Annotated in this window: 10 protein-coding genes and 4 tRNA genes; all 14 read right to left on the reverse strand. The window is 56.8% G+C overall.

The window, feature by feature from the left end; all coding sequences use genetic code 11:
* Position 1 precedes the first annotated feature (1 nt).
* The 14 genes from B9Z51_RS16570 to B9Z51_RS16635 all read right to left on the reverse strand — a co-directional run bounded on the left by B9Z51_RS16570 (position 2) and on the right by B9Z51_RS16635 (position 14,456).
* Positions 2–544, reverse strand: a complete 543-nt coding sequence (locus tag B9Z51_RS16570) for a hypothetical protein (RefSeq protein ID WP_108376272.1) — start codon at positions 542–544, stop codon at positions 2–4.
* 97 nt (positions 545–641) lie between these two features.
* Positions 642–4,859: a DNA-directed RNA polymerase subunit beta' gene (gene rpoC, locus B9Z51_RS16575; protein ID WP_108376273.1), complete on the reverse strand. Its 4,218-nt coding sequence runs from the start codon at positions 4,857–4,859 to the stop codon at positions 642–644.
* 23 nt (positions 4,860–4,882) lie between these two features.
* Positions 4,883–9,007: a DNA-directed RNA polymerase subunit beta gene (gene rpoB, locus B9Z51_RS16580; protein WP_108376274.1), complete on the reverse strand. Its 4,125-nt coding sequence runs from the start codon at positions 9,005–9,007 to the stop codon at positions 4,883–4,885.
* A gap of 250 nt (positions 9,008–9,257) precedes the next feature.
* The gene (rplL, locus tag B9Z51_RS16585; protein WP_090140537.1) at positions 9,258–9,632 is read right to left on the reverse strand and encodes a 50S ribosomal protein L7/L12; all 375 of its coding nucleotides are present in this window, start codon (positions 9,630–9,632) and stop codon (positions 9,258–9,260) included.
* A gap of 40 nt (positions 9,633–9,672) precedes the next feature.
* Positions 9,673–10,179, reverse strand: a complete 507-nt coding sequence (gene rplJ, locus B9Z51_RS16590; RefSeq protein ID WP_108376275.1) for a 50S ribosomal protein L10 — start codon at positions 10,177–10,179, stop codon at positions 9,673–9,675.
* Between the two features lie 257 nt (positions 10,180–10,436).
* On the reverse strand, positions 10,437–11,132 hold the full coding sequence (gene rplA, locus B9Z51_RS16595) for a 50S ribosomal protein L1 (RefSeq protein ID WP_108376276.1): 696 nt from the start codon (positions 11,130–11,132) through the stop codon (positions 10,437–10,439).
* Positions 11,133–11,564, reverse strand: coding sequence for a 50S ribosomal protein L11 (gene rplK / locus B9Z51_RS16600; RefSeq protein WP_062407242.1), 432 nt, complete (start codon positions 11,562–11,564; stop codon positions 11,133–11,135).
* 124 nt (positions 11,565–11,688) lie between these two features.
* Positions 11,689–12,270: a transcription termination/antitermination protein NusG gene (gene nusG / locus B9Z51_RS16605; RefSeq protein WP_108376277.1), complete on the reverse strand. Its 582-nt coding sequence runs from the start codon at positions 12,268–12,270 to the stop codon at positions 11,689–11,691.
* Positions 12,270–12,653 (reverse strand): preprotein translocase subunit SecE, encoded by a 384-nt coding sequence (gene secE / locus B9Z51_RS16610; protein ID WP_108376278.1) that lies wholly within the window; start codon positions 12,651–12,653, stop codon positions 12,270–12,272. Before secE ends, nusG begins: the two co-directional genes overlap by 1 nt.
* Positions 12,654–12,752: 99 nt before the next feature.
* Positions 12,753–12,828: transfer RNA gene (locus B9Z51_RS16615), tRNA-Trp, on the reverse strand.
* A 12-nt stretch (positions 12,829–12,840) separates the two neighbouring features.
* Entirely contained in the window at positions 12,841–14,031 is a 1,191-nt protein-coding gene (gene tuf, locus B9Z51_RS16620) for an elongation factor Tu (RefSeq protein ID WP_108376279.1), read from the reverse strand.
* 72 nt (positions 14,032–14,103) lie between these two features.
* Positions 14,104–14,178: transfer RNA gene (locus B9Z51_RS16625), tRNA-Thr, on the reverse strand.
* 31 nt (positions 14,179–14,209) lie between these two features.
* A tRNA-Gly gene (locus B9Z51_RS16630) sits at positions 14,210–14,283 on the reverse strand.
* 87 nt (positions 14,284–14,370) lie between these two features.
* Positions 14,371–14,456: transfer RNA gene (locus B9Z51_RS16635), tRNA-Tyr, on the reverse strand.
* Between the last annotated feature and the right edge of the window lie 35 nt (positions 14,457–14,491).

The following is a 14,491-nucleotide window of genomic DNA, read 5'->3' on the forward strand; positions in this document are numbered from 1 at the left end:
TTCAAGTGCTTGCCAATGACAAATCCATGCGCATGGCCGGTTTGAAATTCAAACGCCGCCCCAACCAGGAGGCAGGACGCATGGCCAAGGCTTCGTTGTAGATTAAAGCGGCCACATGGTAAGGAATCATTGCTGCGGGCAATGTTTGGCGCATCCGGCTGAGCGCGATCTCCAGATCAGGACGGATCGCTTCGGGCGCGTTTTGTTGCATCAAACGAATTTCAGCCACGAGCTTCAGGTGCTGAGACACCACTTGTTTCTGACAGCCCTCATCCAATGGCTGCAAGCGCGACTGCGAGAGTGCCTCCAGCAAATCATCGCAAATGGTCTGCAGCTTTTGAAGATCTTGCGTTTCCTCTTCGCTGGCCAAGACCTGACGTGCAGCTATACCGCCCTGCAGACGGACCAGCAAGCGAAGCCAGACGGCATCCACACTGCTCCATTGACGAACCACTTCGCTGCGCAAGCGCACCAAACGGTTGTGTGCCCCCACAGCCCAGAACACCAGCAACGCCAATGACGTGCCAAAGATCAACGCACCCATCCCATCACCTCATGTTTGCATCTGCAACAAAACAGCCCCTGACCGCAAGCGGTGCAGGGGCTGGTCATGATCACCGACAAATCGGTGATGTCATCGCTCAGGCAGCTTCGCCAGCGTCCGTGACGGCGTCTTGCGACGATTCGCCAGCCAGTTCTGCAGCTTCGGCGTCCGCAATGGCTCGGCGCTCTGCGTCGTCCATGGCATCCTTGACCGCACGGGCTTTGTGATAAGCCAAGCCTGTACCGGCAGGGATAAGACGTCCCACGATCACGTTTTCCTTCAGACCACGCAACTCATCGCGTTTGCCCATGATGGCCGCTTCGGTCAACACACGGGTGGTTTCCTGGAAGGACGCCGCAGAGATGAACGAGTCGGTCGACAAGGACGCTTTGGTGATACCCAGCAGCAAGTTGCTGTAGGTCGCAGGGATCTTGCCGTCTTTTTGCAAGGCATCATTGGTGTTGAGCATTTCGGAACGCTCCACCTGTTCGCCCGCGATGTAGCTGGAATCGCCGGAGTTCTCCACCACCACGCGGCGCAGCATCTGACGAACAATCACTTCGATGTGCTTGTCGTTGATCTTCACGCCTTGCAAGCGGTACACATCCTGCACTTCGTCGACGATGTAGCGGGCCAGCTCTTCGATGCCCAGCAAACGCAAGATGTCTTGCGGGTCGGCAGGGCCGTCCACAATGCTCTCGCCCTTGTTGACCACTTGGCCTTCGTGCACCAGGATGTTCTTCTCTTTGGGGATCAGTTCATCCCAGACCTTGCCTTCAGGGTCGGTGATCTGCAAGCGGACCTTGCCTTTGGTCTCTTTTCCAAACGACACGGTACCGGTGATCTCGGCCAGCATGCCCTTGTCTTTGGGCGAACGGGCTTCGAACAGTTCGGCCACACGGGGCAAACCGCCGGTGATGTCGCGGGTCTTTTGACCTTCGACCGGGATACGGGCCAGCACTTCGCCTGGGCCCACGTCCATGCCGTCGCGCACCTGGATCAGCGCACCGATCTGGAAGCCAATCGTCACCGAGTGGTCGGTGCCTGGGATCTTGACTTCTTTGCCTGCGGCGTCGATCAACTTGACCTGAGGGCGAATGACTTTGGCTGCACCACGGCGCTTGGGATCGATCACCACCAGGGTGGACAAACCGGTCACTTCGTCGACCTGCTTGGCCACCGTCAGGCCTTCTTCGACGTTCTCGAATTTCACCTGACCGGCGAATTCGGTGATGATCGGGCGGGTCAGCGGGTCCCAGTTCGCCAAGATGGTGCCAGCCTTGATGGTCTGGTCCGCCTTGATCGACAGGATCGCACCGTAAGGTACTTTGTGACGCTCACGCTCGCGGCCGTGTTCGTCGTGGATGACGATTTCGCCAGAACGGGAAATCACCACCAGCTCGCCTTTGGAGTTGGTCACATAACGCATCGTGGCATTGAAGCCGATGATGCCGTTGGACTTGGCTTCCACGCTGGAGGCCACAGCCGCACGCGAAGCCGCACCACCAATGTGGAAGGTCCGCATGGTCAGCTGGGTACCCGGCTCACCGATCGACTGGGCAGCGATCACACCAACCGCTTCGCCGTTGTTGACCAAACCACCACGACCCAGATCGCGGCCATAGCACTTGGCGCACAAGCCAAAGCGTGTGGCGCAAGTCAGGGCTGTGCGGACCTTGACTTCGTCGACGCCAGCGGCTTCGAGTTCGTCGATCAGGTCTTCATCGAGCATGGTGCCGGCGGTGGCCAGAACCGAACGGTTCTCGGGGTGCAGCACGTCTTCAGCAGCGGTGCGACCCAAGATGCGGTCGCGCAGCGATTCGATCACCTCACCACCTTCAACGATGGCGCGCATCAGCGAACCATCGGCGGTGCCGCAATCGAGCTCAGTCACCACCAAGTCTTGGGTCACGTCAACCAAACGGCGGGTCAGGTAACCGGAGTTCGCGGTCTTCAACGCCGTGTCGGCCAGACCTTTACGCGCTCCGTGGGTCGAGATGAAGTACTGCAACACGTTCAGACCTTCACGGAAGTTCGCCGTGATGGGGGTCTCAATGATCGAACCGTCAGGCTTGGCCATCAGGCCACGCATACCGGCCAGCTGGCGAATCTGCGCTGCAGAGCCGCGAGCACCGGAGTCGGCCATCATGTAGATGGAGTTGAAGGACTCCTGCTCGACTTCCTTGCCGTGACGGTCGATGGTCTTTTCTTTGCGCAGTTGGTCCATCATCACCTTGGACACGGCGTCACCGGCCTTGCCCCAGATGTCCACAACCTTGTTGTAACGTTCGCCAGAAGTCACCAGACCCGACACGTATTGCTGTTCGATGTCTTTGACTTCTTTTTCCGCGTCCGCAATGATGGCGGGCTTTTCTGGCGGCACCAACATGTCGTCGATACCAATCGAGATGCCCGAGCGTGTGGCCAAACGGAAACCGTTTTGCAACAGCTTGTCGGCGAACACCACCGTCTCTTTCAAGCCGCACTTGCGGAAGGACGTGTTGATCAGCTTGGAGATTTCCTTTTTCTTCAGCGCCTTGTTCAGGTTGCTGAAGGGCAGGCCCTTGGGCAGGATCTCGGACAGCAAGGCACGGCCCACTGTGGTCTCCACCATCGAAACCGATGAAGTGAATTCTCCAGTGACTTTGTCCTTGGTCCACTCGGTCATGCGCACGCTGATCTTGGCTGTCAGGTCCACAGCGCCCGCGTCCAAAGCGCGCTGCACTTCACCGATGTCGGCAAAAATCAGGCCTTCGCCCTTGGCGTTGATGCGGTCACGGGTGGTGTAGTACAGACCCAGCACCACGTCTTGCGAAGGCACGATGGATGGTTCGCCCGAAGCGGGGAACAAAATATTGTTCGAAGCCAGCATCAAAGTGCGGGCTTCCATCTGGGCTTCCACCGACAGCGGCACGTGTACGGCCATCTGGTCACCGTCGAAGTCGGCGTTGAAGGCCGCGCAAACGAGGGGGTGCAATTGAATGGCTTTGCCTTCGATCAGCAGAGGCTCAAACGCCTGGATACCCAAACGGTGCAGCGTAGGCGCACGGTTGAGCATCACGGGGTGCTCTTTGATGACCTCTTCCAGGATGTCCCACACCACCGGTGTACCGGCTTCGACTTCCTTCTTGGCGGCCTTGATGGTGGTCGCGATGCCCATGGCTTCGAGACGCGCAAAGATGAAAGGCTTGAACAACTCGATGGCCATCAACTTGGGCAAACCGCACTGGTGCAGCTTGAGGGTTGGGCCCACGGTGATGACGGAACGACCGGAGTAGTCCACGCGCTTGCCCAGCAAGTTCTGACGGAAACGACCGCTCTTGCCTTTGATCATGTCGGCCAAAGACTTCAAAGCGCGCTTGTTGGCGCCGGTCATGGCCTTGCCGCGGCGACCGTTGTCCAGCAAGCTGTCCACCGCTTCTTGGAGCATCCGCTTTTCGTTGCGGGCGATGATCTCGGGCGCTTTCAATTCCAGCAAACGGCGCAGACGGCTGTTGCGGTTGATGACGCGGCGGTACAGGTCGTTCAGGTCGGAGGTCGCAAAGCGACCGCCGTCCAGCGGTACCAAAGGACGCAGGTCCGGTGGCAGCACGGGCAGCACTTCGAGCACCATCCACTCGGGCTTGATGCCCGACTTCTTGAATGCTTCCAGCACTTTGAGGCGCTTGGCGTTTTTCTTGACCTTCAGCTCGGAGCCAGTCAGGTCACCGCGCAGGCGCTCGATTTCGCTTTCGATGTCGATGCCTTGCAACAATTCCTTGATGCCTTCGGCGCCCATTTTGGCCACGAATTCGTCGCCGTACTCTTTGACTTTGGCGTCGTAATCGTCTTCGCTCATGATGCTGAATTTCTTCAGCTGGGTCATGCCCGGATCGGTTACGACATAGGCTTCAAAGTACAGCACACGCTCAATGTCGCGCAGCGTCATGTCGAGCACCAGGCCCAAACGCGATGGCAAGGACTTGAGGAACCAGATGTGGGCGCAAGGTGCGGCCAGGTCGATGTGACCCATGCGCTCGCGACGCACTTTGGTTTGTGTGACTTCAACGCCGCACTTCTCGCAGATCACACCGCGGTGCTTGAGGCGCTTGTACTTGCCGCACAAGCATTCGTAGTCTTTGATGGGGCCAAAAATCTTGGCGCAAAACAGACCATCGCGCTCGGGCTTGAAGGTGCGGTAGTTGATGGTTTCCGGCTTCTTCACTTCACCGAAAGACCACGAACGGATCTTCTCGGGCGATGCCAGGCCGATGCGGATCGCATCGAAATGGTCATCGGGCGTGAACTGCTTGAACAGGTCGAGTAGTGATTTCATGGTTTAAATCCTTTGCCTGTGAATTAAGAACGCTCGAGCTCGATGTCAAGGCCCAGCGAACGGATTTCCTTGACCAGCACGTTGAACGACTCGGGCATGCCCGCTTCGATGGAGTGTTCGCCTTTGACGATGCTCTCGTACACCTTGGTACGGCCTTGCACGTCGTCAGACTTGACGGTGAGCATCTCTTGCAAGACATAAGAAGCGCCGTAGGCTTCCAACGCCCACACTTCCATCTCACCGAAACGCTGACCACCAAACTGCGCCTTACCACCCAGCGGCTGCTGCGTGACCAAGCTGTAAGGACCGGTCGAGCGGGCGTGCATCTTGTCGTCGACCAAGTGGTGCAACTTCAAGTAGTGCATGTAGCCGATCGTGGTGGGACGGTCAAAGGCGTCGCCTGTGCGGCCGTCAAACAAGTTGGCTTGCGTGCGAGTGGCCGTCAGGCCTTTGGCCTTGGCCAAATCGTCGGGATAAGCCAGGTGCAGCATGGCGCGGATTTCTTCTTCGGCCGCACCGTCGAACACGGGCGATGCGAAGGGGAAACCCTCTTTGAGGTTCTCGGCCATGGCCAGAACTTCGTCGTCGGACAGCTGCGACAGGTCTTCCTTGCGGCCCAGGCTGTTGTAGAGCTGGTCGAACAGCTTGCGCAGTTCAGCCACTTTTTCCATGCGCTGGGTTTCAGCTTGCAGCATGTTGCCAATGCGGTGACCAATGCCTTTACCCGCCCAGCCCAGGTGAACTTCGAGCACCTGACCCACGTTCATGCGCGATGGCACGCCAAGCGGGTTCAGCACGATGTCAGCCGGTGTGCCGTCGGCCATGTAAGGCATGTCTTCGACGGGCACGATCTTGGAGACCACACCTTTGTTACCGTGACGGCCGGCCATCTTGTCACCAGGCTGCAAGCGGCGCTTGACGGCCAGGTAGACCTTGACCATCTTGAGCACGCCTGCGGGCAGCTCGTCGCCTTGGGTCAACTTTTTGCGCTTTTCTTCGAACGACAGGTCGAAGCTGTGTCGGGTTTGCTCCAGCGAGTTCTTGATGGACTCGAGTTGCATGGCCACGTCGTCTTCCGCAGGGCGGATGTCAAACCAATGGAACTTCTCGACAGCGTCCAGGTAGGCTTTGTCGAGTTGGGTACCCTTGGCCAGTTTCTGAGGACCGCCATTGGCCACGCGACCGATCAGCAGCTTCTCAATACGATCGAACGCATCAGCTTCCACGATGCGCAGCTGGTCGTTCAGATCCAGACGGAAGCGCTTGAGTTCGTCGTCGATGATCTGCTGGGCACGCTTGTCGCGCACGATGCCTTCGCGGGTGAAGACTTGCACGTCGATCACGGTGCCTTGCGAGCCCTGGTCCACGCGCAGTGAGGTGTCTTTCACATCGCTGGCTTTTTCGCCGAAGATGGCGCGCAGCAGTTTCTCTTCAGGCGTGAGGGTGGTCTCGCCTTTGGGTGTGACCTTGCCCACCAACACGTCGCCGGGCTGCACTTCTGCGCCCACGTAAATGATGCCGGAGTCGTCCAGACGGCCCAGTTGCTGCTCGGACAGGTTGGGGATGTCGCGCGAAATTTCTTCGGCGCCCAACTTGGTGTCACGGGCCATGACCACGAGTTCTTCGATGTGGATCGACGTGTAGCGGTCTTCCGACACCACGCGCTCAGAGATCAAGATCGAATCTTCGAAGTTGTAGCCGTTCCAGGGCATGAAGGCGATCAGCATGTTCTGCCCGATGGCGATTTCGCCCAGGTCAGTCGATGCGCCGTCGGCAATGACGTCACCTTTGGCCAGCTTGTCGCCACGCTTGACGATGGGGCGCTGGTGGATGTTGGTGTTCTGGTTGGAGCGCTGGTACTTGATCAGGTTGTAGATGTCCACGCCGACTTCACCGGCCATGGCTTCAGCGTCGTTCACGCGGATCACGATGCGGGTGGCATCAACATAGTCCACCACACCACCTCGTGTAGCGGTGACCACGGTGCCAGAGTCGACCGCAGCAACGCGCTCGATGCCGGTACCGACCATGGGCTTTTCTGGGCGCAGCACGGGCACGGCCTGACGCGACATGTTCGCACCCATCAAGGCGCGGTTCGCATCGTCATGTTCCAGGAAAGGCACCAGCGATGCGGCAACCGAGACGATCTGGGCAGGCGACACGTCCATGTACTGGATACGCTCGGCACCACACAGGATGGATTCACCTTTTTCACGGGCAGACACCAGGTCACCGGTCAGCTTACCGTCTTTGTCCAATGTGGCGTTGGCCTGGGCGATGACGTACTTGCCTTCTTCGATGGCCGACAGGTAATCGATCTCCATCGTGACCTTGCCATCCACCACGCGACGGTATGGGGTCTCAATGAAACCGTACTCGTTCAGGCGGGCGTACAAGGCCAAAGAGTTGATCAGACCAATGTTTGGACCTTCGGGTGTCTCGATAGGGCACACACGACCATAGTGGGTCACGTGCACGTCACGCACTTCAAAGCCTGCACGTTCGCGGGTCAAACCACCAGGGCCAAGGGCCGACACGCGGCGCTTGTGGGTGATCTCGGCCAACGGGTTGGTCTGGTCCATGAACTGCGACAGCTGCGATGCGCCGAAGAATTCTTTCAAAGCCGCAGAAATCGGCTTGGAGTTGATCAGATCGTGCGGCATCAGGGGCTCTTGCTCGGCTTGGCCCAGACGCTCTTTGACAGCTTTTTCGATACGTGCCAAGCCTGTGCGGTATTGGTTTTCGGCCAATTCGCCCACGCAACGCACGCGGCGGTTGCCCAAGTGGTCGATGTCGTCGACTTCACCGTTGCCGTTGCGCAAGTCCACAAGAATCTTGACCACGGCCAAGATGTCTTCATTGGTCAGCACCATGGGACCTGTGGACTCGCCACGGCCCACACGGGCGTTGAATTTCATACGGCCCACGCGCGACAGGTCGTAGGTATCGGGGTTGTAGAACAGGCGCTGGAACAGCGCTTGCACAGCGTCTTCAGTCGGTGGCTCGCCAGGGCGCATCATGCGGTAGATGGCCACGCGTGCAGCGAATTCGTCCACGGTCTCGTCGATGCGCAGAGTTTGCGAGATATACGCGCCCTGATCGAGTTCGTTGGTGTAAATGCACTGCAGGTCTTGGATACCGGAGGTGCGCAGCTTTTTCAGCAAGGCTTCGGTCAACTCTTCGTTGGCCTTGGCAATGATCTCACCCGTGTCGCCGTCCACAATGTTGCGGGCGACCACGCGGCCGATCAGAAAGTCTTCGGGCACGCTGATGTGCGTGGTACCGGATTGCTCGAGCTCGCGTGTGTGGCGCGCAGTGATGCGCTTGTCCTTGGCCACAACCACTTTGCCAGCCTTGTCGGTGATGTCGAAACGGGCGACTTCACCACGCAGACGTTCGGCCACAAATTCCATTTGTGCACCGCTGTCCATCAAGCGGAAGGTGTCGTTGACGAAGAAGTTCGCCAGGATCGATTCGGGGTTCAGGCCGATGGCCTTGAGCAGAATCGAGACGGGCATTTTGCGGCGGCGGTCAACGCGGAAGTACAGTATGTCCTTCGGGTCGAATTCAAAGTCGAGCCAGGAGCCACGGTAAGGGATGATGCGTGCGCTGAACAGCAACTTACCCGAGCTGTGGGTCTTGCCCTTGTCGTGTTCGAAGAACACACCGGGTGAGCGGTGCAGCTGAGACACGATCACACGCTCGGTACCGTTGATGATGAAGGAGCCTTTGTCGGTCATCAAGGGCACTTCGCCCATGTAGACTTCTTGCTCTTTCACTTCCTTGACCACTTTGTTTTGTGAAGTCGAGGAATCGCGGTCATAAATGATGAGTTGGACACGGGCACGCACAGCCGACGAAAAGGTCAAGCCGCGTGTCTGGCATTCGCGCACATCGAATGCAGGTTTGGCCAAGTTGTATTCAACAAACTTCATCTCCACAAAGCCGTTGTGCGAGACGATGGGGAAAGCGGACTCAAACGCGGCTTGCAAGCCTTCATGGGTGCGTTTGGATGACACAACGCCTGCTTGCAAGAACGACGTGTAAGCGTCTTTTTGCATTTGCAGCAGGTATGGAACTTCGAGCACGCTTTCGCGGCTGCCGAAACTTTTGCGGATTCGCTTGCGTTCGGTGTAGGAATAGGCCATGAGATCTCCGGGCTTGATCTTTCAGGACTGTGTGTTGCCTCGCTTTTCAGCGCAAACAACGGGCTTGGCGGCTGGCCTCTACCAGCGTTGGCGGACGATTGCGCATTGCACGCAACCCGAACCAAGGGTCTTCTGCAGTCGGGTCAGAAGACACAGAAAAACCTGCTTTTTGAGTGATTTTTCTGTGCGCTCTGTAAGCGCCAAAGGCTGGAGGCCCTTGCGGACACTCCAGCCTTGGAACGAGACCGAATTACTTGAGTTCGGCCTTGGCGCCAGCTTCTTCCAGCTTCTTCTTGGCGGCTTCAGCGTCAGCCTTTGGCAGGCCTTCTTTGACAGCCTTAGGAGCGCCGTCCACCAAGTCTTTGGCTTCTTTCAAGCCCAGACCGGTGATTTCGCGCACAGCTTTAATCACGGACACTTTGTTTGCGCCGGCTTCCAACAACATCACGTTGAATTCAGTCTTCTCTTCAGCAGCTGCAGCGGCACCGCCACCAGCAGCAGCGGGAGCAGCCATAGCGGCAGCGCTCACACCAAACTTCTCTTCGATGGCTTTCACCAGGTCGTTGAGTTCCATGACCGTCATGCTGTCCAGCGCGGTCAAAAATGCGTCTTTATCGAATGCCATTTTTATTTCCTAACAATTGGTTTAAACACGAACGCTGGCCTTAAGCGGCAACAGCTTCGCCTTCGCCTTTTTTGGCCGCCAAAGCACCCAACACCACGGCGGTGCGGGACATTGGCGACATCAGCAAGCCACACAATTGAGCCAACAACACTTCTTTCGAAGGGATGCTTGCCAACTGCTTAACGCCATTGACGTCCAGAGCTTTACCTGCAAATGCACCTGCGCGAATCACCAATTTGTCATTGGTTTTTGCGAAGTCAGCCACCACTTTTGCGGCAGCCACAGCATCCTCAGAGAAGCCATAGATCAGCGGTCCGGTCATCTGATCGGCAACAATTTCAAACTGCGTACCCGTCACAGCACGGCGGGCCAAGGTGTTTTTCAACACGCTCAGCGAAACGCCCAGGCTGCGAGCTTTGACGCGCAGGTTTGTCATGTCAGCGACCGTGATACCACGGTATTCCGCCATCACCAGCGTTTGAGCTTTAGCGGCGAGGTCGGTCACTTCGGTAATGACCGCTTCTTTCTCACTGCGATTCAGACTCAAGGTCTACTCCTTTATATGTGTCTTCGGGTCTCCCCTTGAACACGCCTATTTGCAGCGACCAACTGTTGAAGGATTTCCATCCATCTGCAGCGGGATCGCCATCTGCGTTGGCCCAAACTTCCAAGCGAACTTTTCAGTTTGTTGATTAAGCACAGCGGTGTGTGCACCAACGGTCTTGGATGACCTGCGGTCTTGGTTGAGAAGACCGCAGCCCACCACATTGAGCCCACCCAAGGGTTGGCTCAAATTTCACGCAATCAAGCTGCGATGGTTTGTGTGTCGACGCGCACGCCCACACCCATGGTCGAAGACACGGCCACTTTGCGCAGGTAAACACCCTTGCTGGTCGCGGGTTTGGCTTTGACCAAGGCTTCCACCAAGGCCGCCAAGTTGCCTTGCAACTTGTCAGAGTCAAACGAACGGCGACCGATGGTGCCGTGCACGATACCGGCTTTGTCCACGCGAAATTGCACTTGACCGGCTTTCGCGTTCTTCACGGCTGTGGCCACGTCAGGTGTGACGGTTCCGACTTTGGGGTTAGGCATCAGGCCACGCGGGCCCAAGATTTGACCCAAAGTACCGACGACGCGCATGGCATCAGGCGCAGCGATCACGACGTCGAAAGGCATGTCGCCAGCTTTCACGCGGGCAGCCAAGTCGTCCATACCGACCACGTCAGCACCGGCGGCTTTGGCTTCTTCAGCCTTGGCACCTTGTGCGAACACGGCCACACGAGCAGTCTTGCCTGTGCCGTTAGGCAACACGACAGCGCCACGCACCACTTGGTCAGATTTCTTGGCATCGATACCGAGTTGCACGGCCACGTCGATGGATTCATCGAACTTGGCGGTGGCGCACTCTTTGACGATGGTCAATGCATCAGCAACGGCGTACAGCTTGTTGCTGTCCACTTTGCCAACCAGGGCTTTTTGCTTTTTGGTGAGCTTGGACATTTACACGCCCTCCACATTCACGCCCATGGAACGGGCAGTACCAGCGATGGTGCGAACAGCTGCGTCCAGATCGGCGGCAGTCAGGTCTTTCATCTTGGTTTTGGCGATTTCTTCCAGCTGAGCGCGGGTGATCTTGCCGACCTTTTCCAGACCAGGCTTGGTCGAAGCCTTGTCGATCTTGATGGACTTCTTGATCAAGGTCGCTGCAGGCGGGGTCTTGATGATGAAGGTGAAGGATTTGTCTGCAAACGCCGTGATGACCACGGGCAATGGCAGACCGGGCTCGACGCCTTGGGTCTGGGCGTTGAACGCCTTGCAGAATTCCATGATGTTCAGACCACGTTGACCCAAAGCTGGGCCAATAGGTGGCGATGGATTGGCTTTACCAGCTGGCACTTGCAGCTTGATGAAGCCGACGATTTTTTTCGCCATGCTTTTCTCCTTGCGGGTATTAACGCTTCAGTTGAAAAACCAAGAGCTTCCCGGGGTTAACGACTCACTTTCAAAGCCTGGCACCGAGTCGGGAAGTGCCAGGCTGTTCGCATCAAGATGGTGCTCAGGTCTTTTCGACTTGACTGAATTCCAGCTCAACCGGTGTCGCGCGACCAAAAATGGTGACCGACACACGCAGTTTGTTGCGTTCGTAATTGACTTCTTCGACGGTGCCGTTGAAGTCGGTGAATGGGCCTTCTTTGACGCGGATGTATTCACCCACTTCAAACTCAACCTTGTGCCGGGGCTTGTCGGTACCCTCTTGCATCTGGCTGACGATTTTGGCCACATCCGCTTCAGAAATGGGCGCAGGACGGTTTTTAGCGCCGCCCACAAAACCCGTCACCTTGTTGGTGTGCTTGACCAAGTGCCAAGTCTCGTCATCCATCACCATTTCTACCAGCACGTAGCCGGGGAAAAATTTGCGCTCCGTGGTGCGCTTTTGGCCGTTCTTGACCTCGACCACCTCTTCTGTGGGCACAAGGATGCGACCAAACTTGGACTCCATACCCGAACGCGTGATGCGCTCTACGATATTGCGCTCGACTGCTTTTTCCATGCCTGAATAGGCATGAACCACGTACCACTTCAAATCAGGGTTCGTGGATGTGCCAGCCATGGGCGCGTTGACTACAACATCGTTCATTATTTTTTCCACCCAAGAATCAGATCGTAAAAAACCCATTCGAGAGTTTTGTCGGTGAGCCACAGAAACAGCGCCATCACCACCACAAAGCCGAAGACATAAGCCGTGATCTGCATGGCCTCTTTGCGCTCAGGCCAGACTACTTTTTTGACTTCCCGAACAGCATCGCGACCAAAAGCAATCAACTGACGCCCTGTTTCCGAAGAAAAGAATGCCGCCAAGGCCGCCACCAAGCCCACCAGCAAGCCTGCCCACTGAGCCCAAGCACCCTGAGTGGCCAAAAAGTAATATGCCACCAAAGCAGCAATGACCAGCGAGCCTGCGAGTGCAAGACGCAACTTATCGCTTGCAGCGCTAACAGTTTGAACTTCGGACGTTGCCATACGGCTTGAAAACCTTTGTTGCGCCCCATCAATGATGGCGACGTATCAGACAAGGAAGCCCGCTAGAGACTAGCGGGCTTGAAAATCCACCTTTTCAGGTGGCAGGGGCAGTAGGAATCGAACCTACAACCTTCGGTTTTGGAGACCGACGCTCTGCCAATTGAGCTATACCCCTACAAAAAACCTCTTAAGCGATGATCTTGGCAACAACGCCAGCGCCAACGGTACGGCCGCCTTCGCGGATAGCGAAGCGCAAACCTTCTTCCATCGCGATGGGGTTGATCAGCTTCACAGTGATCGACACGTTGTCACCAGGCATCACCATCTCTTTGCCTTCTGGCAATTCGATCGCGCCGGTCACGTCAGTCGTACGGAAGTAGAACTGAGGACGGTAGTTGTTGAAGAAAGGCGTGTGACGGCCACCTTCGTCTTTGGACAAGACATAGATCTCGCCAGTGAAGTGCGTGTGTGGCTTGATCGAGCCTGGCTTGCACAGCACTTGGCCGCGCTCGACGTCTTCGCGTTTGGTGCCGCGCAGCAAGATACCGACGTTGTCACCCGCTTGACCTTGGTCCAGCAGCTTGCGGAACATCTCAACGCCTGTGCAAGTGGTCTTGACCGTGTCTTTGATGCCCACGATTTCGATTTCTTCGCCGACTTTGACGATACCGCGCTCGATACGGCCAGTCACCACAGTGCCACGGCCGGAGATGGAGAACACGTCTTCCACAGGCATCAGGAAAGCACCGTCCACTGCACGCTCAGGTGTAGGGATGTAAGTGTCCAAAGCGTCAGCCAGCTTCATGATGGCTTCTTCGCCCAAAGGGCCTTTGTCGCCTTCGAGGGCCAGCTTGGCAGAACCCTGGATGATCGGTGTGTCGTCGCCTGGGAAGTCGTACTTGGACAACAACTCGCGAACTTCCATCTCGACCAGTTCCAACAACTCAGCGTCGTCGACCATGTCGCACTTGTTCAGGAACACGATGATGTAAGGCACGCCCACTTGACGAGCCAACAGGATGTGCTCGCGGGTCTGAGGCATTGGGCCGTCAGCAGCGGAGCAAACCAAAATAGCGCCGTCCATCTGAGCAGCGCCGGTGATCATGTTTTTCACATAGTCAGCGTGGCCTGGGCAGTCCACGTGCGCGTAGTGACGGTTTTCTGTCTCGTACTCGACGTGGGCGGTGTTGATCGTGATACCACGGGCTTTTTCTTCGGGCGCCGCGTCGATCTGGTCATACGCTTTGGCTGCACCGCCAAACTTGGCAGCCAACACGGTGGTTATGGCGGCTGTCAGCGTGGTTTTACCGTGGTCAACGTGACCGATGGTGCCGACGTTGACGTGCGGCTTGGTCCGTTCGAATTTCTCTTTTGCCATTTTTTCAACTCCGAAAAGTAGCGGTCAACAACCAAGACAGAGGGCGCACAATTTTCATTGCGCGCCCCAAACTGGTGCCCTTGGCGGGAATCGGACCCGCGACCTCTCCCTTACCAAGGGAGTGCTCTACCACTGAGCCACAAGGGCGAAAACTCTTACAACGACCCAGCCAGATGAATGGAGCGGGAAACGGGAATCGAACCCGTGTCATTAGCTTGGAAGGCTAAGGTTCTACCATTGAACTACTCCCGCATTGATTGCACTGCACGAGCGAATGCAGCGCCAATGCTCGGAAACCATTTCCAATTGCTCAAATTCAACTGACAAAAGTCAGGTTGCTGGTGGAGGAGACTGGATTCGAACCAGTGTAGGCGTAAGCCAACAGATTTACAGTCTGCCCCCTTTAGCCACTCGGGCACCCCTCCAGAAGCAAGTCTTGGATTATGCCATCTTTTTGCGC

This window comes from Limnohabitans sp. T6-5 (genome assembly GCF_003063315.1).
In the GTDB taxonomy this organism is placed as follows: domain Bacteria; phylum Pseudomonadota; class Gammaproteobacteria; order Burkholderiales; family Burkholderiaceae_C; genus Limnohabitans_A.

Coding starts and splice junctions, on each gene's coding strand:
- B9Z51_RS16570 (WP_108376272.1), bottom strand. CDS start 544: ATGGGTGCGTTGATCTTTGGCACGTCATTGGCGTTGCTGGTGTTCTGG.
- rpoC (WP_108376273.1), bottom strand. CDS start 4,859: ATGAAATCACTACTCGACCTGTTCAAGCAGTTCACGCCCGATGACCAT.
- rpoB (WP_108376274.1), bottom strand. CDS start 9,007: ATGGCCTATTCCTACACCGAACGCAAGCGAATCCGCAAAAGTTTCGGC.
- rplL (WP_090140537.1), bottom strand. CDS start 9,632: ATGGCATTCGATAAAGACGCATTTTTGACCGCGCTGGACAGCATGACG.
- rplA (WP_108376276.1), bottom strand. CDS start 11,132: ATGTCCAAGCTCACCAAAAAGCAAAAAGCCCTGGTTGGCAAAGTGGAC.
- rplK (WP_062407242.1), bottom strand. CDS start 11,564: ATGGCGAAAAAAATCGTCGGCTTCATCAAGCTGCAAGTGCCAGCTGGT.
- nusG (WP_108376277.1), bottom strand. CDS start 12,270: ATGAACGATGTTGTAGTCAACGCGCCCATGGCTGGCACATCCACGAAC.
- secE (WP_108376278.1), bottom strand. CDS start 12,653: ATGGCAACGTCCGAAGTTCAAACTGTTAGCGCTGCAAGCGATAAGTTG.
- tuf (WP_108376279.1), bottom strand. CDS start 14,031: ATGGCAAAAGAGAAATTCGAACGGACCAAGCCGCACGTCAACGTCGGC.